This window comes from Stenotrophomonas sp. PS02301 (assembly GCF_029959485.1).
Taxonomy (GTDB): domain Bacteria; phylum Pseudomonadota; class Gammaproteobacteria; order Xanthomonadales; family Xanthomonadaceae; genus Stenotrophomonas; species Stenotrophomonas maltophilia_Z.
In genome coordinates, this window is sequence record NZ_JASCOO010000013.1 from 1 (window position 1) to 24262 (window position 24262).

General features: G+C 67.8%; 24 protein-coding genes and 1 pseudogene. All 25 read right to left on the reverse strand.

The features are described from left to right. Positions 1-46: 46 nt before the first annotated feature. Entirely contained in the window at positions 47-2014 is a 1968-nt protein-coding gene (locus tag QMX81_RS05410; RefSeq protein ID WP_282259418.1) for a chemotaxis protein CheA, read from the reverse strand. 45 nt (positions 2015-2059) lie between these two features. Further along, positions 2060-2425, reverse strand: coding sequence for a response regulator (locus QMX81_RS05415; protein ID WP_088435039.1), 366 nt, complete (start codon positions 2423-2425; stop codon positions 2060-2062). Further along, a complete protein-coding gene (locus QMX81_RS05420; protein WP_121036722.1) occupies positions 2422-2730 on the reverse strand; it encodes an STAS domain-containing protein in 309 nt (102 codons plus the stop codon). Before QMX81_RS05420 ends, QMX81_RS05415 begins: the two co-directional genes overlap by 4 nt. 70 nt (positions 2731-2800) lie before the next feature. Beyond that, entirely contained in the window at positions 2801-3814 is a 1014-nt protein-coding gene (locus QMX81_RS05425) for a chemotaxis protein CheW (RefSeq protein ID WP_282259425.1), read from the reverse strand. Continuing rightward, a complete protein-coding gene (locus QMX81_RS05430) occupies positions 3811-4593 on the reverse strand; it encodes a ParA family protein (RefSeq protein ID WP_088435041.1) in 783 nt (260 codons plus the stop codon). Before QMX81_RS05430 ends, QMX81_RS05425 begins: the two co-directional genes overlap by 4 nt. A 161-nt stretch (positions 4594-4754) precedes the next feature. Continuing rightward, positions 4755-5600: pseudogene (gene motD / locus QMX81_RS05435) on the reverse strand (flagellar motor protein MotD); the annotation flags it as partial. 1 nt (position 5601) lies between these two features. After that, the gene (locus tag QMX81_RS05440) at positions 5602-6342 is read right to left on the reverse strand and encodes a flagellar motor protein (protein WP_121036725.1); all 741 of its coding nucleotides are present in this window, start codon (positions 6340-6342) and stop codon (positions 5602-5604) included. Positions 6343-6421: 79 nt separating this feature from the next. Further along, positions 6422-8254 carry a chemotaxis protein CheA gene (locus QMX81_RS05445; protein ID WP_121036726.1) on the reverse strand — a complete coding sequence of 611 codons (1833 nt, stop codon included), beginning with the start codon at positions 8252-8254 and terminating at the stop codon, positions 6422-6424. A 5-nt stretch (positions 8255-8259) separates the two neighbouring features. Then, positions 8260-8874, reverse strand: coding sequence for a protein phosphatase CheZ (locus tag QMX81_RS05450; protein WP_121036727.1), 615 nt, complete (start codon positions 8872-8874; stop codon positions 8260-8262). Continuing rightward, positions 8874-9266, reverse strand: coding sequence for a chemotaxis response regulator CheY (gene cheY, locus QMX81_RS05455; RefSeq protein WP_179459007.1), 393 nt, complete (start codon positions 9264-9266; stop codon positions 8874-8876). The genes QMX81_RS05450 and cheY overlap by 1 nt, the downstream gene beginning before the upstream one ends. Positions 9267-9282: 16 nt before the next feature. Beyond that, the gene (locus tag QMX81_RS05460; protein ID WP_019182907.1) at positions 9283-10029 is read right to left on the reverse strand and encodes an RNA polymerase sigma factor FliA; all 747 of its coding nucleotides are present in this window, start codon (positions 10027-10029) and stop codon (positions 9283-9285) included. Then, positions 10026-10913: a MinD/ParA family protein gene (locus QMX81_RS05465; RefSeq protein ID WP_019182906.1), complete on the reverse strand. Its 888-nt coding sequence runs from the start codon at positions 10911-10913 to the stop codon at positions 10026-10028. Before QMX81_RS05465 ends, QMX81_RS05460 begins: the two co-directional genes overlap by 4 nt. Further along, the gene (gene flhF, locus QMX81_RS05470) at positions 10900-12552 is read right to left on the reverse strand and encodes a flagellar biosynthesis protein FlhF (protein ID WP_282259433.1); all 1653 of its coding nucleotides are present in this window, start codon (positions 12550-12552) and stop codon (positions 10900-10902) included. Before flhF ends, QMX81_RS05465 begins: the two co-directional genes overlap by 14 nt. Positions 12553-12701: 149 nt before the next feature. Then, positions 12702-14783, reverse strand: a complete 2082-nt coding sequence (gene flhA, locus QMX81_RS05475) for a flagellar biosynthesis protein FlhA (protein WP_282259514.1) — start codon at positions 14781-14783, stop codon at positions 12702-12704. A 17-nt stretch (positions 14784-14800) separates the two neighbouring features. Beyond that, positions 14801-15931 (reverse strand): flagellar biosynthesis protein FlhB, encoded by a 1131-nt coding sequence (flhB, locus tag QMX81_RS05480; RefSeq protein ID WP_282259434.1) that lies wholly within the window; start codon positions 15929-15931, stop codon positions 14801-14803. Between the two features lie 75 nt (positions 15932-16006). Next, on the reverse strand, positions 16007-18151 hold the full coding sequence (locus tag QMX81_RS05485; protein WP_282259516.1) for a bifunctional diguanylate cyclase/phosphodiesterase: 2145 nt from the start codon (positions 18149-18151) through the stop codon (positions 16007-16009). A 206-nt stretch (positions 18152-18357) separates the two neighbouring features. Continuing rightward, positions 18358-19149 (reverse strand): flagellar biosynthetic protein FliR, encoded by a 792-nt coding sequence (fliR, locus tag QMX81_RS05490; protein ID WP_121036735.1) that lies wholly within the window; start codon positions 19147-19149, stop codon positions 18358-18360. A 10-nt stretch (positions 19150-19159) separates the two neighbouring features. Continuing rightward, positions 19160-19429: a flagellar biosynthetic protein FliQ gene (locus tag QMX81_RS05495; protein ID WP_019184809.1), complete on the reverse strand. Its 270-nt coding sequence runs from the start codon at positions 19427-19429 to the stop codon at positions 19160-19162. A 39-nt stretch (positions 19430-19468) separates the two neighbouring features. After that, a complete protein-coding gene (fliP, locus tag QMX81_RS05500; protein ID WP_121036736.1) occupies positions 19469-20251 on the reverse strand; it encodes a flagellar type III secretion system pore protein FliP in 783 nt (260 codons plus the stop codon). A 2-nt stretch (positions 20252-20253) separates the two neighbouring features. Beyond that, positions 20254-20655 (reverse strand): flagellar biosynthetic protein FliO, encoded by a 402-nt coding sequence (gene fliO, locus QMX81_RS05505; protein ID WP_121036737.1) that lies wholly within the window; start codon positions 20653-20655, stop codon positions 20254-20256. Continuing rightward, complete coding sequence (fliN, locus tag QMX81_RS05510; RefSeq protein WP_121036738.1) at positions 20652-20990, reverse strand: flagellar motor switch protein FliN; 339 nt, start codon at positions 20988-20990, stop codon at positions 20652-20654. The genes fliO and fliN overlap by 4 nt, the downstream gene beginning before the upstream one ends. Beyond that, positions 20987-21994 (reverse strand): flagellar motor switch protein FliM, encoded by a 1008-nt coding sequence (gene fliM, locus QMX81_RS05515; protein ID WP_121036739.1) that lies wholly within the window; start codon positions 21992-21994, stop codon positions 20987-20989. The genes fliN and fliM overlap by 4 nt, the downstream gene beginning before the upstream one ends. Positions 21995-22002: 8 nt before the next feature. Then, complete coding sequence (locus QMX81_RS05520; protein ID WP_121036740.1) at positions 22003-22521, reverse strand: flagellar basal body-associated FliL family protein; 519 nt, start codon at positions 22519-22521, stop codon at positions 22003-22005. Positions 22522-22637: 116 nt separating this feature from the next. Then, complete coding sequence (locus tag QMX81_RS05525) at positions 22638-23804, reverse strand: flagellar hook-length control protein FliK (RefSeq protein ID WP_282259518.1); 1167 nt, start codon at positions 23802-23804, stop codon at positions 22638-22640. Next, positions 23804-24262 (reverse strand): flagellar export protein FliJ, encoded by a 459-nt coding sequence (fliJ, locus tag QMX81_RS05530; protein WP_179458999.1) that lies wholly within the window; start codon positions 24260-24262, stop codon positions 23804-23806. Before fliJ ends, QMX81_RS05525 begins: the two co-directional genes overlap by 1 nt.

Sequence of the window (24262 nt, forward strand, 5' to 3'; positions counted from 1 at the left end):
GCTCCCGGGGGAGCGGCGGCGTCGGGGACAGCATGCTGTAGGCGCGTTATGCGGCCTGTGGCACCTTGAGCGACCGCACCAGGCCGCCGATGTCGACGATCAGCGCGACCCGGCCGTCGCCGAGGATGGTCGCACCGGAAACCCCGCTGATACGGCGGTAGTTGTTCTCGATGTTCTTGACCACGACCTGCTGCTGGCCGACCAGTTCGTCTACTTCCAGCGCGATCTTCTGGCCGTCGCCCTCGACGACCACCACCAGCGGATCGTCCATGGCACGGCCACCGTAGCCGTAGTACTCGCTGAGCGAGAGGATCGGCAGGTATTCGCCACGCACCCGCAGCACCCGGCCTTCGCCAGCCATGGTGCGCACATCGTCGGCCTGCGGCTGCAGGGCTTCGAGCACATAGGCCAGGGGCAGGATCAACGTTTCGCCGGCCACCGAGACGGTCATGCCATCCAGGATCGCCAACGTCAGCGGCAGGCGGATCAGCACGCGGGTGCCGTTGCCGGCCTGGCTTTCCAGCTGTACTTCGCCACCCAGCGCCTGGATGTTGCGGCGGACCACATCCATGCCGACGCCACGACCGGACAGATCCGTGACGGCATCGGCGGTGGAGAAGCCCGGCTGGAAGATGAGATCCCAGACCTGCGCGTCGGTGGGGTTGTCCGGCACGCTCAGGCCGCGTTCGAGCGCCTTGGACAGGATCTTGTCGCGGTTCAGGCCGCGGCCGTCATCGCTGACTTCGATCACGATGTGGCCGCCCTGATGCGAGGCCGCCAAGGTGATCGTACCGGTTTCGTCCTTGCCCGCTTCGCGACGCACGTCCGGCATCTCCAGGCCGTGGTCGATCGAGTTGCGGACCAGGTGCACGAGCGGATCGGCGATCTTCTCGATCAGGCCCTTGTCCAGCTCGGTGCCTTCGCCGATGGTGCGCAGGCGCACGTGCTTGCCCAGGCGCGAGGACAGATCGCGGACCAGGCGCGGGAAGCGGCGGAACACCGCGTCCACCGGCAGCATGCGCACGCCGATGACCGCTTCCTGCAGATCGCGTGTATTGCGTTCCAGCAGATCCAGGCCGGTCAGCAGCTGCTCGGCCTGCGCCGGATCCAGCGCGTGCGAGACCTGCTTGAGCATGGCCTGGGTGATGACCAGTTCGCCGACCAGATTGATCAGCGCATCGACCTTGTCCACGCTGACGCGGATCGAGGTCTCGGCTTCATGAGCGGCGGCGGGCGGTGCGGCCGCAGCCGCGGGGGCGACGACGGCGGGTTTGGCCTCGACCGGCGCGCTGGTGGCCAGGCTCGGCGGTGCGGCCGGACGGATGTCCAGTTCGCAGTCGTCCACGACCCAGGCGAAGGTATCTTCGATCTTGCTGCGCGGTACCTTGCCGACCAGGCCGAGGTCCCACGCCAGGTGCGCTTCGAGCGGATCGAGCTGGTCGAAGCCGGGCAGGCGATCCAGGCGTGCGGCGACCTGCAGCGAGCCCAGGTGCTCGAGCTCGCGGATGATGCGCAGCGGGTCGTTGCCGCTCATGAACAGCGACGGCGCCGGCACGAAACCGATCTGCCACGCCTCCGGGGTGTCATCGACCTTGGCGGCGGCGACCGGTGCCGCAGCAGCGGCCTGGCCGGACAGCACCGCTTCCAGGCGCGCCTTGACCTCGGCGACCGCGTGCGGATCTGCGGCCTGGCCGTGTTCGGCTTCGCGCAGCAGGGCGCGCAGCACGTCCACCGACGCCAGCATCGCATCAACCGCGGCCGGCTCCAGCGCCCGCTTGCCGGCACGCAGTTCGTCCAGCAGCGTTTCCAGTACGTGGGTCAACGCGGCGATCGCGTCGAAGCCGAAGGTGCCGGCGCCGCCCTTGATCGAATGCGCGGCACGGAACACCGAGTTGATGATCTCCGGGTCCTGCTGGCCCGATTCGAGCGCCAGCAGGCCAGCTTCCATCGCATCCAGCCCCTCGCGGCTTTCTTCGAAGAAGGTGGCGTGGAAACGTTGCAGATCCATGCTCATGGTGCGGGGTGTCCAGGTGCGAGGGGAGGGAAGGGTGAAGCGGGATCAGCCCAGGACTTTCTGGACGGTGGCGACCAGCTGTTCCGGGTTGAACGGCTTGACCAGCCAGCCGGTCGCGCCGGCGGCCTTGCCTTCGGACTTCTTGTCCGCGGCCGATTCGGTGGTCAGCATCAGCATCGGCGTGAACTTGTAGTCCGGCAGCTGGCGCAGCTCACGGATCAGCGCGATGCCATCCATGTTGGGCATGTTGACGTCGGTGACCACCGCGTTGAAGCGTTGGCCCTTGGCACGACCGAGGGCGACCGCGCCGTCTTCGGCTTCCTCGACGGAAAAGCCGGCCGAGGTGAGGGCGAAAGAGACCATCTGGCGCATCGACGCCGAATCGTCCACCACCAAGATACGTGCGCTCATGCAGCGTTCTCCACAGATTTCAGGTTGTCATGGGGTGCATCCAGGCCGAGGGCCTGGGTGACGCCGAGCAGACGCGCGGCATCACGGAAGGTTGCGGTGCAACCGTGGAATCCGGTGGGATGCCCGGCCTTGCGGCGGGCCTCGACGAATGCGCACAGCACCTGCACCGAGGCGGTATGGATACGGCCGACCTGGCTGGCATCCAGCGTCAGATCGCCGGCCTGATCCACCAGGGGGGCCAAACGTGTTTTCAGCTCGGTGCTGGTCTCGATGCCGAGATCATCACCCAGGGCCACAGTGCTCATCATTGCTCCGGACAAACGGTTCCGTGGTCTATAACGGCAATAACCCGGGAAGCTTTAGCCGTTCCGGCGGTCAGTTCAGCAGCTGCGTCGCATCCAGCAGGATCATCGGCTGGGCGCCACCGCGGGCCACGCCGCGGAAGAGGTCGTTGGAGATCTGGCAGATGCGGGCGGTATCGGGGGGCTCGATCTGCGAATCGGTGAGGTTGGCGACATCCTCCACGGCCGAGACGCGCAGGCCCATGGTCTCGCCGTTCTCTTCCAGCACCACGATGCGGGTATTGGCGTCGTTACCGGCGGCGCTGCTGCCCAGGTGGATGCCCAGGTCCATCACCGGCACCACCTGGCCGCGCAGGTTCATGATGCCCAGCATTGCCGGCGAGGTGCCGCGCAGCGGCAGCAACGGCACCGGCAGGACCACTTCCTGGACCTTGAGCAGTTCCAGCGCGTAGGCCTGGGCGCCGCAGCGCAGGCGCAGCCAGCGGGAGGTGCGTTCGCTGGCGCGACGGTTCTCGCGCGGGCTGGAGGCCGGGTCACGTGCCTGGCGTTGTAGTTCCTCCCAGCTGCCGGGGCGGCTCTGTGCCAGCGAAGGGCTGCCGGCGCGGACGCTGGTGGCGGCCGGCATCGGCGGCATCGGCGTCATGGAGGGCATCGGCCGGGCGATCGGTGCGCGGGCGCTTGGCACCGCCGCGATCGGTGCCGGGGCGGGGGCTGTTGCGGGCGCGTCGGCACCTGTGGCCACGGGATCTATTTCGTAGACGACCTCGGGCGGCAGGTCGTCCCAGCTGGGGCGGGCTTCGTCCACGGGTGCAGGCATCGCGCCGCTGAGGAGGGGGTCGTTGCGCAGTTCATCGAGCAGGTCGTCGAAGCCCGGCGCGACAGCAATTGATTCGGCCGCCGAAGCTGCTTCGGTGACGCCCACGTCGACGGTGGCAGACCCGGCGTCCCCTGCTTCGATGGCTTCGGTTGCGGCGAGAGCATCCACCACCTCGGCCACTGCGACCGGCACCGGCGCCTCTGTCGGCGCCGGCATCGCGTCGCCGAGCAGCTGCTCCAGGTAGTCGTCCAGGACGCCGGCGGTGTTCATGCCGCGCGCTCCATCTGCTGCGCATCGTCGGCCAGGATCCATTCCAGGGCGCGGCGGTAGGCGGCCAGGCCACGCCCGGGGTAGTCCTCCGATTGCGGTGGCACGGTGAGGCTGGCGGCGTTGCAGATCCGGGTGTCGACCGGGATCGCGTCTTCCCAGACGCGGTGGCCGTGCTTGTCCTGCATCAGCTTGACGGTTTCGTTGCCAGCGCGGGTGCGCCGGTCGAACAGGGTCGGCAGGATCGACATCGGCAGCGGGCGGCGGCGCGAGCGCTCGACCATTTCGCCGGTGCGGACCATGCCATCCAGGCCGTGCAGGGCCAGCGGCTCGGCCTGGGTGGGGATGATCAGGCGGTCGGCTGCGGCCAGTGCGTTGATCATCAACAGGCCCAGGGTGGGCGCGCAGTCGAGCAGGATGTAATCGTGCTGTCCCTGATGGCGGCCCAACGCATTCTGCAGGGCCAGGCCGAGGCCGGGCTGGTTCGCGCTGCGGCGCTCCAGCGTGGCCAGCGCGGCCTGCGCGCAGACGTAGTCCAAGCCCGGGATGTCGCTGTGGTGGGCGAGGGTGGAGAGCTCGGCCGGTGGCGCGGCGAACAGTTCCAGCACGCCCTGCGGCGGCGGATCCAGCGGCACGCCGAAGGCGCGGGTCAGCGACGAATGCGGATCCAGATCGATCAACAGCACGCGGTGGCCCTGCGTAGCCAAGCCGCGGCCGAGCGCGAGCGTTGTGGTGGTCTTGCCCACCCCGCCTTTCTGATTGGCAACAGCCCAGATACGCATGCGGTTCACTCCTTCATTGCGGGCGGAACGGCGGCGCCAACGCGGCTGCCGGCCGGCACCGGTGGCAACTGCACCGGTGCGATGGGGGTAACAGGGGTGCTGGCGGCCGGTGCCTTGGCCGCATCGGCGGCGTCGGCATCGGCGCTGAGCCGGTCGGTGATCGGATCGATGCTCTGCGCGGTATCGGCCAGGATGATCACCATCACCCGCCGGTTGCGGTTGCGGCCTTCGGCGCTGGCATTGTCTTCGCGCGGGCGGAACTGGCCATAGCCAACCATCGCCAGCCGTGCCGGCTGCAGGCCCTGATCGGCGAACAGGTGCACCACGCTGGCCGCGCGCCCAGCCGACAGCTCCCAGTTGGAGGGGAACAGCGAGGTGGCGATCGGGATGTTGTCGGTGTGGCCTTCCACGCGCACGCCGTTGGGTGCATCACGCAGCACTACGGCCAGCTTGGAGAGGGTGTCGCGCGCTTGCACATCCAGCGTGGCCGAGCCGGTCGGGAACAGGATGTCGCTGTTGATCTCCACTTCGATCCACAGCTCGGTGCGACGCACGGTGATCATGCCGCGTTCGATCAGCGGCGCCAGCGTGGCGGTGAGCTTGTCGGCGATGCCGTTGAGCTGGCGCTCGGCGCGCTGCAGCTGTTCCTGGTTGCGGATCGAGACCGGCATGCGCATCTGCGAGGCCATCGCCGGCAGCAGGGTCGGGTCGTTGCTGGGGGCGGGGGCGGAGGGGCCGATCTTGGTCCCGGCCCTGATCACCGAGGGGCTGTCCCAGCCGCCCCCCTGGACCTGCTGGTTGCCGACCTGCACCGGGTTGATGGTGCGCGGCGCGCCACCGAAGGCGGTGGTCAGCGCGTCGGCCATGATCCGGTATTTGCCCTCGTTGAGCGAGGAGATGGCGTACATCACCACGAAGAAGGCGAGCAGCAGCGTCATGAGGTCGGCGTAAGGGATCGCCCAGGCCTCATGGTTGGCATGTTCTTCGTGGTGCTTGCGGCGGGCCATGTCAGTGCAGGAACCCGGACAGGTTGGTTTCGATGTTGCGCGGGTTCTCACCCTGGGCGATGGAGATCAGCCCTTCGATGATCATTTCGCGGTCGCGGCTGTTGTGGTGGATCACGCTCTTGAGCTTGGCCGAGACCGGCAGGAACAGCAGGTTGGCCGAGGCGATGCCGTAGATGGTGGCGGTGAACGCCGCCGCGATGCCGTGGCCGAGCTTGCTCGGGTCGGCAAGATTCTTCATCACCGCGATCAGGCCGAGCACCGCGCCGATGATGCCCAGCGTCGGCGCATAGATGCCCATGCCCTCGAACACTTTGGACGCGGCCAGGTCCTGGCTCTCCTGGCTGCTCAGCTCGATCTCCATCATGTGCCGGATGGTCTCCGGCTCCACGCCGTCCACCAGCAACTGCAGCCCCTTGCGCAGGAACGGATCGTCCTGGGCGTCGACCTGCGCTTCCAGACCGAGCAGGCCCTGGCGGCGGGCGATGTTGCTCCACTCCACTATCTGCTGGATCAGGTGGCGGCGGTCGCTGCTCGGCGGCAGGATCACCCACTTCACGATCTTGAAGGCGTGCTTGAACACGGCCGGCGAGGTATGCAGCAGGATCGAGGCGATGGTACCGACGATGACGATCACGAAGGCGGCCGGCGACCACAGCGACGCCAGACCGGCCCCCTTGAGGATGCTGCCGCCGACCAGTGAGGCCAACGCGAGGAAAAGTCCAATGAGGCTGAGTCTGTCCATGGGTCCGTTATCGGCTTGTGTGAATGGGACTTGAGACGCCGAAGGAATCCAGTGATGCGGCGGTCACACTTTCACGCGGTCAATCGTGGTGGGTACGCAGCCCGTCCACGTCCAGGATCAGCGCCATGCGGCCGTCACCGATGAGGGTGGCGCCGGCATAGCCACGCAACCCGCGCAGGGCTTTCGGAAGCGGCTTGATCACGACCTCCTCGCGGCCGCGCACCTGGTCCACCACCAGGCCGAAGCGGGCTTCACCGGCCTGCAGTACGACGATGGTCAGCAGCGAGGACGGCATCGGCTCGACATCGAGCCAGTGGCGCAGATCGACCAGCGCCAGCGTGTGCGATTTGCGGTCCAGCACGGCGCGGCCGTCGAACCAGCCCAGGGAGGTGTTGGGGGCATGCAGCACCTCCATCACGCGGGCCAGGGGCAGGGCGTAGACGTCTTCGCCGGCCTGCACCAGCAGGGTCGGCAGGATCGCCAGGGTCAGCGGCACGCGGATCATGAAGCGGCTGCCGCGGCCCAGCTCGGATTGGATCTGGATCTGGCCGCTGAGCTCGCGGATGCGGGACTGGACCACGTCCATGCCCACGCCGCGGCCGGAGATGTCGGTGACCTGCTGCTTGGTCGAGAAACCGGGCAGGAACACCAGGTGCAGGCATTCCTCGCTGCTCAGGCGGGCAGCGGCTTCCGGATCGATCAAGCCCTTCTCGCGTGCCTTCTGGCGCAGGCGTTCGGGGTCGATACCCGCGCCGTCGTCCTGCACTTCGATGCTGACGTAGTCGCCTTCCTGCTGCGCGGACAGGCGCACGTGGCCACTGCGCGGCTTGCCCTGGGCCTCGCGCAGGTCCGGCATTTCCACGCCGTGGTCGATCGCGTTGCGGACCAGATGGACCAGAGGATCGGCCAGCGCTTCGACCAGGTTGCGGTCCAGCTCGGTTTCCGCACCGATCAGCTCAAGTTCGACCTCCTTCTTCAGCGAGCGCGCGACATCGCGCGCCACCTTGGGGAAGCGCGAGAACACCTTGCCGACCGGCTGCATGCGGGTGCGCATGACCGCCGACTGCAGGCGGGCGGTGGCGATGTCCAACGTGGAGACCGCACGGTCGAGCTCTTCATCGTGCAGGCGCGCACGCAGGGTCTTGAGCCGGTTGCGTGAGAGCACCAGCTCGCCGATCAGGTTGACGATCGCATCCAGGCGCTTGGTGTCCACGCGCACGGTGTGTTCGGCTTCGGCGACCGGTTTGGCCGGGGCCGGCTTGGCGCCCGGTGCGGCCGGCGCAGCCACGGCGCGCGGTGCAGCCACCGGCGCGGCGGCACCGGCCTTGGCGCCGGGAACAGCGCCACCGTGCAGCTGGTCCAGCAGGGCTTCGAACTCGTCCTCGCCGATCAGGCCGTCATCTTTCTTCGGGGCCGCGATGGCGGTCGGTGCGGCACCGCCATGCAACTGGTCGAGCAGCGCCTCGAACTCATCATCGGTGATCATCTCGCCGCCGCTGGCCGTGGTGGCAGCCGCCGGCGCCGGCGTGGCCGGCCCGCTGACGTCGAACTGGGCGATCAGCTCCGGCGGGGCGTAGCCCGGCTCGGTCCCGGCCGAGACCGAATCCAGCATCGACTGCAGGTAATCCAGCGATTGCTGGGCCGCATCGAAGTGGTGGGCCTGCAGCGTGGCCTGGCCGGAGCGGGCCATGCCGAGGGTTTCCTCGGCGGCGTGGCACAGCTCGACCATCGCCTGGATGCCGAGGAAGCCGGCACCGCCCTTGAGCGTGTGGAAGCCACGGAACACGGCGTTGAGCTGGTCGGCATCCTGGGGCGCCTGCTCCAGCGACACCAGCTGTTCGCCGAGGCGATCCAGGATTTCCTGGGCCTCGAGGATGAAGTCGGCAGCGATATCGTCTGGCACAGCACTCATGATCGTTACAGTCCCAGGTCCGAGAGCAGGTCGTCGGCGTCGTTCTGTGACACCGCATGGCGATCCAGGCCCTTCAGGGCCGGGCCGGCCAGGCCGTTGTTGTCGCGCTTGTTCTCGTCTTCCTGCGGGGGCAGGCCGAGCGCACCGAAGCCCTCATGCACGCGACGCACGATCCCGACCACGCGGCGGATGATCTGCCCGGTCAGGTCCTGGTAGCTCTGGGTCAGCGCGATTTCGGTGAGGTTGTGGCGGATCCGGTCCAGTTGCTGGCCCTGGTCGGGCGTCAACCCGTTGGCGCGCAGCTGTTCGGTGAGCGAGCGACATTCTTCGGCCAGGTCCAGCGTGCGGTGGGTGGCCTGTTCGGTCATCGCCACCACGTGGTCCAGGCGCGCGCAGGCGTCATCCAGCTCGCCGGCTTCGCTGGGCAGGCTGGGCAGTTCGCCCAAGGCCTGGCCGAGCTCGCGGGCCAGGCGGTTCAGGCCGGCCATCATCGGCTGCGTGCGCAGCGCGGCGAGGGCGTCGATTTCCCGGCGCCAACCGGCTTCGTCACCGCTTTCCAGCGCGGCCAGGGCATCCTGCAGGCGCTGCACCAGCGCGGATTTGTCGCTCAGGGTTTCCATCAGGCGCTCGCCGCCAGGCGTTCGAAGATCTTGCCGAGCTTTTCTTCCAGGGTCTGGGCGGTGAACGGCTTGATGATGTACCCGTTCACGCCGGCCTGCGCCGCTTCAATGATCTGCTCGCGCTTGGCTTCCGCGGTCACCATCAGCACCGGCAGCGTCTTGAGCTTGGCGTCGGCACGCACGGCCTTGAGCAGGTCGATGCCGGTCATGACCGGCATGTTCCAGTCGGTGACCACGAAATCGAACGGCTGGCTCTGCAACAGCGCCAGCGCGGCATGCCCGTCCTCGGCTTCGGCCGTATTGGTGAAGCCCAGATCGCCCAGCAGGTTCTTGACGATACGACGCATGGTCGAGAAGTCGTCGACGATCAGGATACGCATGTTCTTGTTCAAAGCACTTTCCTCGATTTCAATGGTTCTCGAGGCCGGCGTCTGCCGCCTCGAAGATCTTCAGCCGGCCCCGCAGGCGCAGCACGGCCTGGCCATGGATCTGGCACACGCGCGATTCGCTGACACCCAACACGGCGCCGATCTCTTTCAGGTTCAGTTCCTGCTCGTAGTACAGCGACAGCACCAGCTGTTCGCGCTCGGGCAGCAGGCCGATCGCGTTGCCCAGCTCACGCCCGAACTCGCCGCGTTCCAGCACCTGCTGCGGGGTCGGGCCGCCCTGGGCGACGGTGTCCAGCTCGCCCTGGTCCTCGATCCGCGATTCCAGGCTCAGCACCTGGCCCCGCGAGGCGTCTTCCATCAGGCGCAGGTAATCCGGCAGCGGCATGTCCATCGCGGCGGCCACTTCGGTGGCGCTGGCGGCACGGCCGGTGCTCTGCTCCAGGCGACGGATGGTCGCGGCGGCATCCCGGGCGCGGCGGTGCACCGAGCGCGGCACCCAGTCGCCACGGCGGATTTCATCGATCATCGAACCGCGGATGCGGATCGAGGCGTAGGTTTCGAACGAGGCGCCCTGGTCGGCGTCGTAGCTGCGCGAGGCCTCGATCAGGCCCATCATGCCGGCCTGGATCAGGTCGTCGACCTCCACGCTGGCTGGCAGACGTGCTGCCAGATGATGGGCGATGCGGCGGACCAGATCCGAGTGCTGGGCAATGCACTCGTTGGCCGCGGTCCGCTGGACTTCTTTGTATTGTGCTGCGCCCTTCATACCGTCACCCCGCGTTGCTTGAGGATGCGTTCCAGGAAGAATTCGACCCCGCCACGCGGCTCGGTCGGGGCCTGCCAGCGGGCGGTGCGGCGCGCGATCTCGGTCAGCGCCAGGGCGGCCGGGCTGGACGGGTAGGCCTTCACCACCGGCTGCTGGCGCTGCACCGACAGGCGCAGCCAGTCATCCTGCGGCACGCAGCCCAGGTAGTTCAGCGAGACATCGGCGAGGAACTTCTCGCAGACGCGGCTCAGCTTTTCGTACAGCACGCGGCCTTCGTTCGGGTCGCGCACCATGTTGGCCACCACCTGGATCCGGTCCACGCCGCGCTCGCGCGAGAGGACCTTGATCAGCGCGTAGGCGTCGGTGATCGAGGCCGGCTCATCGCAGACCACCACCACGGTGTCCTGTGCGGCCTGGCAGAAGGTCAGCACGCCATCGGTGATGCCGGCGGCGGTATCCACGATCATGATGTCCAGCTCGCGCTCGAGCTCGGAGAACACGTTGACCAGGCCGACGTGCTCGGCCGGCTGCAGCTCGGCCATGTGGCGGCGACCGGAGGCGGCCGGGACCACCAGCACGCCGCCGGGGCCTTCCATGATCACTTCTTCCAGCGTGCAGCGCCCGGCGACGAGGTCGGCCAGGGTCACCTTCGGCTGCAGGCCGAGGATCACGTCGATGTTGGCCAGGCCGAGGTCGGCATCCAGCAGCAGCGTGCGCTTGCCCATGTCCGCCAGCGCCACGGCCAGATTGGCCGAAACGTTCGTTTTGCCCACGCCGCCCTTGCCGCCGGTGACGGCGATGGTGCGGACCGGGCCCAGCGGCTGGCTTCGGGTAGCCGACAACGGGAAGGTCTTGGTCAGCTTGGCGTACTCACGCGACGGCATGGTTCAACTCCGGGTTGCAGGGCATATCGGCCGCGCGGCGCAAATCTTCAAGGCGAAGTACAAGATTGGCCGCACTGGCACGGTGCAGGTCTTCAGGAACGTCCTGGCCATCGGTGACCCAGGTGATCGGCAGGCGGTGATCCACGGCCACCGACAGGGCGGTACCGAAGCGGCCGGTTTCGTCCAGCTTGCTCAGCACCACGCCCTGCGGGTTGGCGGCGCTGAAGCGGCGGACCACCTCGTCCATGTCGCCGAAGCTGGTGTTGGCCGGCAGCACCAGCAGGGTGCGGATCTGCTCGGCGGCACGCAGCCACTGCAGCTGGGCCGCCAGGGCGCGGTCGCGCGGGCCCAGGCCGGCGGTGTCGATCAGGACCAGCTTGTAGTCCTTCAGGCGTTCCAGCAGCTGGTTCAGATCGCTGCCGCTGCTGGCCTCGTGGACGGCGATGCCGAGCTGGCGGCCGAAGCCGTACAGCTGCTCGCGGGCGCCGATGCGGCCGGTATCGGTGGTGACCAGGGCGACATCGCGGGCGGCATGCGCCTCGGCGAAACGCGAGGCCAGCTTGGCGATGGTGGTGGTCTTGCCGGCGCCGGTGGGGCCGACCAGGGCGATCACGCCGCCGGCTTCCAGCGGATCGACCGGGGCGATCGGCAGCTTCTTGGAGAGCAGGCCGAGCATCAGGCCGCGGCCACGGTGGGCCTCGGTATCCAGCGGAATCTGCATGGCCACGTCGCGGCTGATGCCGGCGTCGAAGCCGTATTCGTCCATCAGGTCCAGTGCGGCGGCGCGCACCGGCGAGCCGCGCAGGCGCTCATCGGTGAAGCGGTGCATCTCGCGCTCGATGACATGGCGCATGCCGGCCACTTCATGGCGCAGCTGGCGGATTTCTTCGTCATCGCGCTGGATGACCGTCAGTTCCGGCACGCTGGCCACGACCGGTGCCGGTTCATTGGCGGCGGCGATGACGGTCTCGGCGATCGGCAACGGGAGGGCCGGCGGCAGGGCAGCAGCGACGATCGGCAAGGGCGCGAGCGCAGCGGCGACCGGCAGCACGGTCTCGTCCGTCTCCTCCAGTGGCGGATCGATCACGAAGCGGGCGCGGTTGATCGGGGCGGGTGCGGCGATGGCCTCTACCGGTGCGGCAGGCGAGGCGGCGGCGGCCTGCTCGACGTTGAACGGCGCGAAGATCTGCTCCGGCAGCGACGGTTCATTGACGGCAGGGCTGACGCTGGCGCGGGCCAGGGTGGCAGCGAAACCGTCGCTGCCCGGCGGCGGCACGATTTCGTTGGCGGTATCCAGGGTGCGACCGGTCGCGCCGACGGCGGCGCGGGCCAGTGCGGCCACGGCCGAGGTGGTTGCGGCCACCGGCTCGGGCGTGGCGACCGGGGCCTTGCGGCGGGTCACCGCGGCAATCACGGCATCGGCGGCGCTGCGCGGGCGCGGTGCCGGCGGCGCGACATCCTTGCGGGCCGCTTCCAGCGCACGCTGCACGGCGCTTTCGTCGTAGTTGGCCGCCGCCACGATTTCGACACCTTCGGCGATCCGGCGGTTGGACAGGATCACTGCGTCCGGCCCGTGTTCCTTGCGCACCAGGTTCATGGCCGAGCGCATATCGGAGGCGACGAAGCGTTTGATTTTCATGCTGTGGTACCGGGACTGGGGCGGCGGAGTGGTGGAAGGGAAACGCTGGTTGTCGGTGGTCTGCACGGTCAGGGAGTCCCTTTATTTCCTGCTGCGGTGAAATCGAATGAGGTGTCTGTTTTCTGTCGCGGTGCCGTCGGGTGTCCGGCTCAACTGATCGTGCCGACCAGCTTCAACCGTTTGTCCTCGGGCACCTCGCTGTAGGCGAGTACGGACAGCGAGGGGACGCTGTGGCGTACCAGCCGTGCCAGCGCGGCACGTACCGGGCCGGGCACCAGCACGACCGCCGGCTCGTTCTTCGCTTCCTGCTTGCCGACACATTCGGCCAGGCTTTGATGCAGTCGCTCGGCGAGTCCGGGTTCCAGCGCGGCGCCGTTGCCCTGTGTGGACTCCTGCAAGACGCGTTCCAGTTGCGGGTTGAGGGTGAAGACCGGCAGCTCCGGCGACATCCCGGCGATCTCCTGCACGATGAAACGGCCCAGCGCATTGCGCACGGCAGCGGTGAGCACGGCCGGGTCCTGGCTGGTCGGCGCGCTTTCCACCAGCGATTCAACGATCTTGCGCAGCTGGCGGATCGGAATGCGCTCGATCAGCAGGTTCTGCAGCACGCGCACCACGGCCGACAGCGGCAGCGACTTGGGTGTCAGATCTTCGACCAGCTTCGGCGCGCTCTTGGCCAGGTTGGCCAGCAACTGCTGCACTTCTTCATGGCCAAGCAGCTCCGGGGCGTGCTCGCGGATCAGGTGCGACAGATGGGTGGCGACCACGGTGGCCGGGTCGACCACGGTGTAGCCCATCGATTCGGCATTGGCACGCTGGTGTGGCTGGATCCAGGTCGCATCCAGCCCGAAGGCAGGATCCTTGCCGGCGATGCCCTCCAGCGTGCCCAGGGCGCTGCCCGGGTCCAACGCGAGTTCGCGGTCGGGGTGGATCTCGGCGGTGGCCACCGGCACGCCGTGGATCAGCAGGCGATACGCGGTGGCCGGCAGTTCCAGGTTGTCGCGGATATGCACGGAGGGAATCAGGAAGCCGATGTCGTGGGTGAGCTTGCGGCGCACGCCCTTGATCCGCGCCATCAGCTCGCCGCCCTGGTTCTTGTCCACCAGCGGAATCAACCGGTAGCCGACTTCCAGGCCGAGCGGATCGACCGGGCGCAGCTCATCCCAGGTCAGCTCGGCGGTGGGCGAGGGCGCCGCGCCGGGCAGGCCGAGGGTATCGGAACGGTTGGCGGCGGGAGATTCGGCGGCGCGGGCTTCGGCCGTGCTCTTCTTCCAGGCCTTCCAGGCGATGAAGAAGAGGATCGCGGCCAGCGTCAAGAAGGCGACGTTGGGCATGCCCGGCACCAGGCCGACCACCGCCAGAATCGCGGCGGCGATGGTCAGCGCGCGGTACTGGCCGAACACCTGGCCCATCATGGCCTGGGCCATGTCCTGCGAGCGCGAGGCGCGGGTGACCAGCATGGCGACCGCCGAGGACACCAGCAGCGCCGGGAGCTGGGCGACCAGGCCGTCACCGATGGAGAGCAGGGTGTAGGTCGCGGCGGCATCACCGAACGGCATGCCGTGCTGGAGCACGCCGACCGCCAGGCCACCGACCAGGTTGATGAACAGGATCAGGATGCCGGCGATCGCATCGCCGCGGATGAACTTGCTGGCACCGTCCATCGCACCGTAGAAGTCGGCTTCCTCGCGGACCTCCTCACGACGGGCCTTGGCCTCTTCACGCGTCAGCAAACCGGCGTTGAGATCGGCGTCGATCGCCATCTGCTTGCCGGGCATGGCATCGAGGATGAAGCGTGCGGTCACTTCGGAGACGCGCCCGGCCCCCTTGGTGATCACCACGAAGTTGATGATGGTCAGGATCGCGAACACCACGATGCCGACCGCGTAGTTGCCGCCGATCACGAACTCACCGAACGAGGCGATCACCTTGCCGGCCGCTTCGTGGCCGTTCTGACCATTGAGCAGGATCACACGGGTGGAGGCCACGTTCAAGGCCAGCCGCAGCATCGTGGTGACCAGCAGCACGATCGGGAAGATGGTGAAGTCCAGCGGGCGCTTCACGTAGACCACCGCCAGCAGCACCATCAGCGAGATGGCGATGTTGAAGGTGAACAGCGCATCGAGCACCGGCGGTGCCAGCGGCACCACCACCATGGCCAGCAGGGCCAGCACGATCAGCGGGGCACCCAGCCCGTGGCGGATCATGTCCAGCGCGCGGCGCACGTTCATCCCGGCAGGTTGCGCGCTCATGGGCGGCCTCCCTTGCCGAATTCATCGATGTCGATGCTCGGTGCCGCCGGCATCGGGCCGGTCCCCCAACTGCGCAGCTGGTAGACGTAGGAGAGCACCTGGGCCACGGCCGAATACAGTCTCACGGGAATTTCCTTTCCAAGTTGACCTTCCCGATACAAGGCGCGTGCCAAAGGCGGGGCGGAGACGATGGCGACCTTGTTGCCGTCGGCCACTTCACGGATGCGCAGGGCGGTTTCATCCACGCCCAGGGCGACCACGGTAGGCGCGCCCATCTTTCCGCCTTCGTACTTCAGGGCGACCGCGTAGTGGGTGGGGTTGACCACCACGACATCGGCCGTGGGCACCGCTTCCATCATCCGGCGGTTGGACATCTGCTGCTGCAGCTGGCGGATACGGCCCTTGACCTCGGGGCTGCCCTCGCTTTCCTTCATTTCCCGGCGCAGCTCTTCACGGGTCATCTTCAGCTTGCGCATCCAGTTCCAGCGCTGGTACGGCGCATCGATGGCGGCCAGCAGCATCATCGCGCCGCCGGTGGCCAGCATCAGCTTCAGGGTGAAGCCCAGGCCGTGCACCATCGCCGCTTCCAGGGGCTGGTTGAGCAGGTCGCGCAGCGGTCGCACGCCGTGCCACACCACCAGCCCCGCCGCGGTGCCGACGAAGGCGATGCGCAGCAGCGACTTGGTGAACTCGGCGATCGCTTCAGGCCCGTAGAGGCGCTTCATGCCGGCCATCGGGCTGAGCCGCTTGAAATCGGGCATCAGCGACTTGTTCGACCAGCGCAGCCCGCCCATCACCACCGGCGACAGGAAACTGGCCAACAGGCAGATCACCACGAGCGGCCACATGCCCAGCAGCAGGCGCAGCAGCAGCTCGCCGAAGTGGCCGAACAGCGCCTGGCGATGCAGGCGCAGGCCCGGCTCGGGGCTGAGCGCGAACTGCATCCAGGTCTTGGCGTTGCGGGCGATGGTGCCGGAGAACGCCATCAGCGCCAGCACGCCGGCACCGAACACGGCCGCCGTCGCCAGCTCCCGCGAGCGCGGGATGTTGCCCTGTTCCCGGGCATCGCGCAGGCGTTTCTCGGTGGGTAATTCGGTCTTTTCGCCGGCTTGTTCGTTCTCGGACATCAGGGCACGACACGGGAGGAGATACCCGGGTCCGTGCAAGAACCGTTCCGTGACCAGCCGGTTACCGGGCCGGCATCACCCGGCTGCGGCGTCCGGCCGTTGGGGCGCCTTCCAGCCTGCCGCCACTTCCACCCGTGGGCGGGGCAGATCATGCAGCTGCATGAAGCGCTGGGCGTCTACCGGTCTACCCAGCAGATAGCCCTGCAGGTAATCGCAGCCCAACCGTTCCAGGTAAGCGCGCTGACCGGCGGTCTCGACCCCCTCGGCGACGATATCCATGTCCAGCGCATGCCCCAGGGCCACGATCGCCGAGACGATCACCACATCCTCGGAGCTGTTTTCCAGGTCGCGCACGAACGCATGGTCGATCTTGATCTCGGTGGCGGGCAGGCGCTTGAGATACAACAGGCTGGAGTAGCCGGTACCGAAGTCATCGATGGAGATGCCCACCCCCAACGCCGCCATGGCCTGCAACAGGGTCAGGCTGGCCTCGGTATCGCGCATCACCGTGTTTTCGGTGATCTCCAGGATCAGCCGGCGCGGCTCGATACGATGGGTCTGCAGCGCCTCGCGCACTTCCTTCAGCAGGTTGGGCGAGGCGAACTGGACCGGCGAGAGATTCACCGACACCGTCCAGCCGTCATGCCCGGCGTCGTGCCACACGCGCAGCTGGCGGCAGGCTTCATCCAGTGCCCAGCGCCCGATCTCGTTGATCACGCCACTGCGCTCGGCCAGCCGGATGAAACGGTCCGGCGGAATCAGGCCCTGTTGCGGATGCCGCCAGCGGATCAACGCTTCGGCGCCGCTGATGGATTGCCCGGCGACGCGGGTCTTGGGCTGGTAGTGCAGGAACAGCTGCTCGCTGCCGATGGCGCGGCGCAGGTCGGCCAGCAGCTGGAACTGCTGCTCGGCGCTGTCATTCATCCAGTCCGCAAACAGCACGTAGGCGTTGCGACCGGCTTCCTTGGCCTGGTACATCGCCGCATCGGCGAAGGCCATCAGCTGGCGCTCGCTGGCGGCGTGGTCCGGGCAGATCGCGATGCCGATGCTGGCGGTCACCTGCAGGTCGTGGCGCGGCAGCAGTGGCTCGTTGCCGACGGTCTGGATGAGCCGACTGGCCAGTGTCGCCACGTCCTCGTCGTTCTCGATCGGCACCACCAGCACGAACTCATCGCCGCCCAGCCGCGCCAGCATGTCCGCCGGCCGCAGCAGCTTGCGGGTGCGGTCGGCGACGGCCACCAGCAGCGCATCGCCGGTCTGGTGGCCGTAGGCATCGTTGACCTGTTTGAAGCCGTCCAGATCCATGAACATGACCGCGAAGCGGCTGCCGCGCTGTTCGGCCTCGGCCAGGGCCTGCTCGATGCGCTGCTGCAGCAGCCGGCGGTTCGGCAGGCGGGTCAGGGGATCGTGCAGGGCGGCCTGGGTCAACTCCGCCTGCGCATCATCCAGCGAGCTGCTCAGGTCGGTATTGCGCAGCCGCAGCAGCTGCGCTTCCATGCGCTGGTCCAGCCAGGACACGATCAAGACCACCGCCAGGATCGCGATGGTCAGGGCCAGCACCACCAGTGCCAGCCATTGCGCCTGCAGGCCGTCACCGGCCGCAGCACCGCAGATGCTGCCCGCCGGAAAGCGGGCGGCGGCCATGCCGGTGTAATGCATGCCCACGATCGCGGTGCCCAGCACCAGTGCAGGTGCGGCGCGGTCGCGCAGGCGCCGGTGGGTGCTGCGCAGGCGGAAGGCAATGAACAGGGCCGTCCACGAGGCCGCCACTGCGATCAGCAGCGACAGCGCCACCCAGCCGGCGTGGTAGTCGATCCCGGGCTGCATGTGCAGCGCGGCCATGCCCAGGTAATGCATCGAGGCGATGCCACTGCCCATCAGCACGGCGCCAAGCGCCAGCCGCCCGTGCGGCAGGGTCGGCTGCGAGACCAGCCACAGGGCGAAGATGGAGGAGGCCATGGCGGCCAGCAGCGAGACGGTGGTCAGGCCAAGCGCATAGCCGAGCGGGATCGGCAACTGGAAGGCGAGCATGCCGATGAAGTGCATCGACCAGATGCCCAGCCCCATCGCGCAGCCGCCGCCGACCAACCACAACCAGGTGGTGCGGCGCGTGGTGGCGGTCGTCACCCGGCTGGACATATCCAGTGCGGTGAAGGAGGCCAGTACTGCGACGAGAAACGAAATCACCACCAACCACGGGGTATAGCTGCCGATCAGCATGGAAGACACTCTCCCTGGTCAACATCTGAGCGATACGACAGGACACCCGGCCATCACCGCAAAGACACGGTGAAGATTCTGTCATTGCGTTGCAAAGGCATGTGCGGCCGAGCGGTCAAGACTACCGTCAGGCCCCCGGTGCCCCGCAAGTGGCGTTGGTGCCCCCAACCCATGGCGGCACGCGGTGTCCCGCCGCGTGTCCCGGGTCAACGGCTGACACTGTCGGCGGCATCGAACGCCGCATCGAACAGGCGTTGCACCGGCGGCCCCATCTCGCCGGCCAGCACGGTCAGCAGGAACAGGCCCAACAGCAGTGCGACCGGCAGGCCGAGCTGGATAGGGTTCAACGCAGGCGCTGCACGGGCCAGCACGCCGAAGGCCAGGTTGATCGCGAGCATCGCCACGGTCAGCGGCAGTGCCAGCGTGAGCGCGCCACGGAACACCTGCAGCAGGAACGTCGGGGCGATGCTCAGGAACGCCTGCGGATCGGGCAGCGAGGTGCCGATCGGCAAGGCCTTGTAGCTGTCCATCAACAGCGAGATCAGCGCCAGGTGGCCGTTGACGGTGAAGAACAGCAGGCCGAACAGCAGATAGAACCACTGCCCGATCACGCCGGAACTGCCGCCGCGCAGCGGATCGCTCATCTGTGCAAAGGCCAGGCCGGTGCCCTGGGCGACCAGTTCGCCGGCCATGGCACCGGCCTCGAAGACCAGGCGCAGCACGAAGCCGATCGAGACACCGATCGCCAGTTCGCGGGCAATGGTCAGCACCGTAGCCGCATCGAAGCCGGTCCATTCGGGCACCGGCGGCAGCATCGGCGACAGCGCGATCGCCAATGCGCCGGCAAGCAGCACCCGGATCCGTGACGGCACCGCGCGCGTACCGATCAGCGGCATGGCCATCAGCATCGCGCCGATGCGCAGCATGGTCCACAGGATCGTGCCGATCATGCCGAAGGCCTGCAGGCCATCGGCGGCCATCTGGGTCGCGGAATCCACGGCGGCTGCCTCAGCCGATCAGATGCGGAATGCGCTGGAACAGCAGCGTGGTGTATTCGACCAGGTGGCCGATCAGCAGGCTGCCGAGGGCGAACAGCACCACGGTCAATGCCGCGGCCTTGGCGACGAAGGCGATGGTGGGTTCGTTGAGCTGGGTCGCGGCCTGGACCACGCCAACCACCACGCCGACGATCAGCACGGTGAGCAGCAGCGGGCCGGCAACCCACAGCACGGTGATCAGGCCACCACGCAGTTCGGTCAGGGCAAGTTCGGGCGTCATGTCAGTCTCGGGTCCGTATCGATCAACAGGGCGGGGCGGTCAGACCGCATTGAAGCTGGCGGCCAACGTGCCCACCACCAGAACCCAGCCATCCACCAGCACGAACAACAGGATCTTGAACGGGGCGGAGACCAGCATCGGCGAGAGCATCATCATGCCCATCGACATCAGTACGCTGGCCACGACCAGATCGATGATCACGAACGGAATGAAGATCAGGAAGCCGATTTCGAAGGCGGTCTTGAGCTCGCTGGTGACGAACGAGGCGACCAGGATCGGGAACGGGATGGCATCCGGGCTGTCGTAGGTGCCGTGGCCGGCCATGCCGGCAAAGGTCATCAGATCGGTCTCGCGGATCTGCGCCAGCATGAAGGCGCGCAGCGGCTGGGTAGTCAGGGTCCAGGCGGTCTGGAAATCGATCTCGCCATTGAGGTACGGCGCCATGCCGCTGCCCCACGCCTTCTGCCACACCGGCAGCATCACCATCGCGGTGAGGAACAGCGCCAGGCCGAGCAGCACCTGGTTGGACGGGGTCTGGCCGGTGCCCAGCGCCTGGCGCAGCAGGCCCAGCACGATGATGATGCGGGTGAACGCGGTCAGCACCAGCAGCATCGACGGAATCAGGGTGATCGCCGTCATCAGCAGCAACGTCTGCAGCGGCAGGCTGACCGGCTGCCCGCCGATCTTGCCGACATTCACATCCGGCAGCGCCGGCACACCCGGTACGCCGGGTGCGGCCCAGGCCAGGGCCGGCAGCGCGCACAGCAGGGCAGTGAGCAACAGCGGCAGGTATCGGGTCCAGGAAGTACGGGGGCCACGCATGGTCAGGGTTCCTTGCGCAGCCGCTGTTGCAGCAGCTGGGCGAAATTCGGGAGGTGTTTGAAATCGGGAAGGCGCGCCGGCGTCGGGGCCGGCAGGGGTTCGGGCAGCTGATGCAACGTGTTGATGCCGCCGGCAGTGACACCCAGCAGCAGCTGGGTGCCATTGACCTCGACCACCACCACGCGCTCTTTCGCGCCGACGGTCAGGCTGGCGACCACGCGCAGCCCTTCGGCCGGGCGGAAGCCGCTGCCGGGCATGCGCTTGAGCAGCCAGCCCAGCCCGATGATCAACGCCAGCACGCCGAGCAGTGCCAGCACCGCACCGAACATGCCCGGTGCAGCGGCGGCATGCTGGCCGACCTTGACGGTCGAGGCGCCGGCCGCGATCAGCAGCCCGGCACTCAACGCAGTCTCCGGATCCGTTCGCTCGGGCTGACCACGTCGGTCAGGCGCACGCCGAAGCGGTCGTTGATCACCACCACCTCGCCATGGGCGATCAGGGTGCCGTTGACGAACACGTCAAGCGATTCGCCGGCACCGCGCTCCAGTTCCACCACCGAGCCCTGGTTGAGCTGCAGCAGGTTGCGGATCGGCAGGCGGGCGCGGCCCACTTCCAGCGACAGCGTCACTGGCACATCCAGGATCACATCCAGGTTGAGCTCGTCGCCGACCGTGGTGTCATCGGACTGCAGCTGGGTGAACTGCGCCGGTGCCGGCGCGTTGGATTCGATATCGTTCATTGCGGGTCTTCCTGCAGTACGGGAACGCGTGGGCGGGTGCCCGGGGGATGGGTGGCGGTGATCTTCACCGCGTTGAAGCCGTTGGCGACGCCGAACTCGCCGGTGAACACCGGCACGTTTTCCACGCACACCGGCACCTGCTTGGGCAGCTCGATGGGCAGCACGTCGCCGATCTTCAGCTTGGTCAGGTCGCGCAGGCTCATGCGTTTGGTGGCCAGGACGGTGGAGAGCGTGACCTCGGCGATGTTGAGTTGCTCGCGCAGCATCACGCCCCAGCTGGCGTCGCGGTCGTTGCGGTCGCTCTGGATGCCCGCGTCAAGCAGCTCACGGATCGGCTCGAGCATCGAGTAGGGCAGGGTGACGTGGATGTCGCCGCCACCCCCGTCAAGCTCGACATGCAGGCGGCACACCACCACGTACTCGCGCGGCGTCACGATGTTGGCGAAGTGCGGATTGATCTCGGAGTTGATGTACTCCAGCTCCACATCCATCACCGGCGCCCAGGCTTCCTGCAGATCGGCGAAGGTCTGCTTGAGCAGCAGGTGAATCACGCGCATCTCGGTGGCGGTGAACTCGCGGCCTTCGATGCGGGTCGGGTAGCGCCCATCACCGCCGAAGAAGTTGTCCACGATCGCGAACACCAGCGTCGGCTCGAACACGATCAGCCCGGTCCCGCGCAGGGGCTTGAAGCGGATCAGGTTGAGGTTGGTCGGCACGTACAGCGAGTGCATGTAGTCGTTGAACTTGATCAGCTCGATGCCCCGCACGGAGAGCTCGGCCGAGCGGCGGATCAGGTTGAACAGGCCGATGCGCCACAGGCGCGCGAAGCGCTCATTGACCATTTCCAGGGTCGGCATGCGGCCGCGGATGATGCGGTCCTGACTGGCGAAATCGTACGAGCGCGCCTCGCCGGGCGTGGGCGCATCGATGTCGGTCTCGACCGCACCGGAGTCCACGCCATGCAGCAGGGCATCGATCTCGTCCTGGGAAAGCAGGTCATTCATGGTCGCCCTTACTGGGTCACGAAACTGGTGAACAGCAATTCGTCGGCACCGGGCTTGCCGGTCTCGGCCTTGAGCAGCTTCTGCACTTCAGCCAGCGAGCTGGCCTGCAGGCGCTCTTTGCCGGCGCGGTCGGCGATGTCGCTCGGCTCGACCTGGGAGAACAGCATCAGCAGCTTGGCGCGGATGGCCGGCGCATGCAGCTTGATCGCCTCCATCGCGGCCGGGTCGCGGCTCATCAGCTGCACTTCGACCTGCAGGTAGCGCGGGCCGTCGAAGCTGCTGTTGAGGTTGACCACGAACGGTGGCTCAAGGCCGAAGTACTGGGCCGGGGCAGGCACCGCGGATTTGCTGGCGGCCGGCTTGGCGGCCTTGTCATCGTGCTTGGACTGGGTGAAGTACCAGACCCCGCCGCCGGCGGCGCCAGCGGCGAGCACCGCGACCAGGGCGGTGACCAGGAGCGGACTGCGCGGCTTGGCGGTCTTGTCCTTGTCGGCGGATTTCTTGGTTTTATCGGCGGCTGCGGCCACGAGGGGAAGCTCCAGAGGATTGCTTCCTGCCTACATGCAAAGGTCGTGCCTGAATGCTGAAGATGACGCGTGTCGGGTTTCTGGCGGCGCGGTTGGGCCCGCGCCGCCGCGTGCGATCACGCGTAGGCGTCGACCAGGCCGCGCTGGCGGATCAACTGCGAAGGCGACAGCGTGGTGTCGGCCAGCGCCGGTTCTCCGTCGTCGCCGTTCATTCCGCCGCGGCCATCGCCACGTCCGCCATCGGGCGCGTTCTGCTCGTGGCCTACATCGGCATTGCCAAGCTGGAAGCCCTGCTCGCCAAGCAGGTCGCGCAGGCGCGGCAGGCTGCTTTCCAGTGCATGGCGCACGTCGGCGTGGGCGCTGGTGAAGGTCGCATGGACCTTGTCGCCGTCCAGCTGCAGGCGCACCTCGATCGGACCGAGGTCGTTCGGGGTGATCTTGATGTGGGCGTGGCCGATCTTCTGGTCCGCCAGCCAACCGACGCGCGCGCCGACGGCATCGTCGAAATCCTCACCCCCCAGGTGCGGGGTGGCGGTAGGTGAGCCGGTGAACAGGCTCGCCACCGTGGGCTTGGCCTCGGTCATGCCCTGCAGCGCATGCAGCAGCGGGCTGGCAGGGGCATCGGGGACGTCGTTGGTGGCCGCGTTCAAGGCGTCCGTGAAGGTCTTGAGCAGCGGGGCATCGTCGGCCGGCGCGGCGTCGGTGGCCAAGGCGGGCAGGGCGATGCTGCCGTCGGTGGATGGCGCGGCGGCCAGCGCCGGGGTGGTGGTGTTGGCGTCCGGGGCTGCGGTGGCCAAGGCCGGCTGGGCCGCATTGGCGCCCGCGGCGGCGCCGGTCGCCACGGGTGTGACGGGCATGACCGGCGGGGGCGCCGGTACCGGCAGACCGTTCAATGCGAGCCCGGCCAGCCCCAGCGGTGGCCATGCGGCTTCGGTGTCGTCGGCCGGTTCGGCGGCCGGCTTCTCCGCCGTGGCCGGTGCTGTGGCAGTGGCATCGGTGGTGGCGACCTTGTCGTCGGCCTTCTTGGCGCCGGGCGTGGAGGGGCGCGTCGCTGCGTCCTTGTCCTGGCCGGGCGGAGTGGTGGTAGTGGTGGTGCTCTTGGCCGCATCGCGGCTGCTGCCCGACCTGCGCGGCGTGTCGTTGCGCGGTGCCTCATTGCCCGGCTTGAGCAGCGCGTCAAAGTCCCGACGGTCGGTGCCGCTGGCGCTGTCCGCGCGGGGGCTGGCCGAGGTGCCGCCCGCATTCTGTGCGGATGCGGCGCCGCCGAGCAGGGCGGGGGGCATCACGGGGTGCCTCCGTTCTCGCTGTCTTCGCGCTGCGCCTGGCGCGAGCGGCGGGCGCCGAGGTCGTCCATCTCGCGCTGGTCGCGGCGGTCGGTGACCACCTTCTCCTGCGCGCGGTAGCTGGCGGCGAGCTGTTCCAGCACCTGCTTGTCACGGCTGGCCAGCAACAGGCGGGCGCGCTCGGCGTCCACCTTCTCGCGGTTGTTGTCCACGGTCTGGCGCTGCTGGGCGACCGCACTGTCCAGGCGATCCAGGAAGGCGCGGCGGTTCATCAGCTGGGCCGGGCTGGTGGCCGACATCTGGGCACCGGCGTACTCCTCGGCATAACGGCGCAGCTCATCCAGGCGCGACACATGCGTGTCGAGCGCACGCTGGCGCTCGGCCAGGTCGCGGGCGACCTCGTCTTCGTGGTCCTGGGCTCGTTTCAGCAAGGGGTCGAAGCGCTTGGATTGGATCAT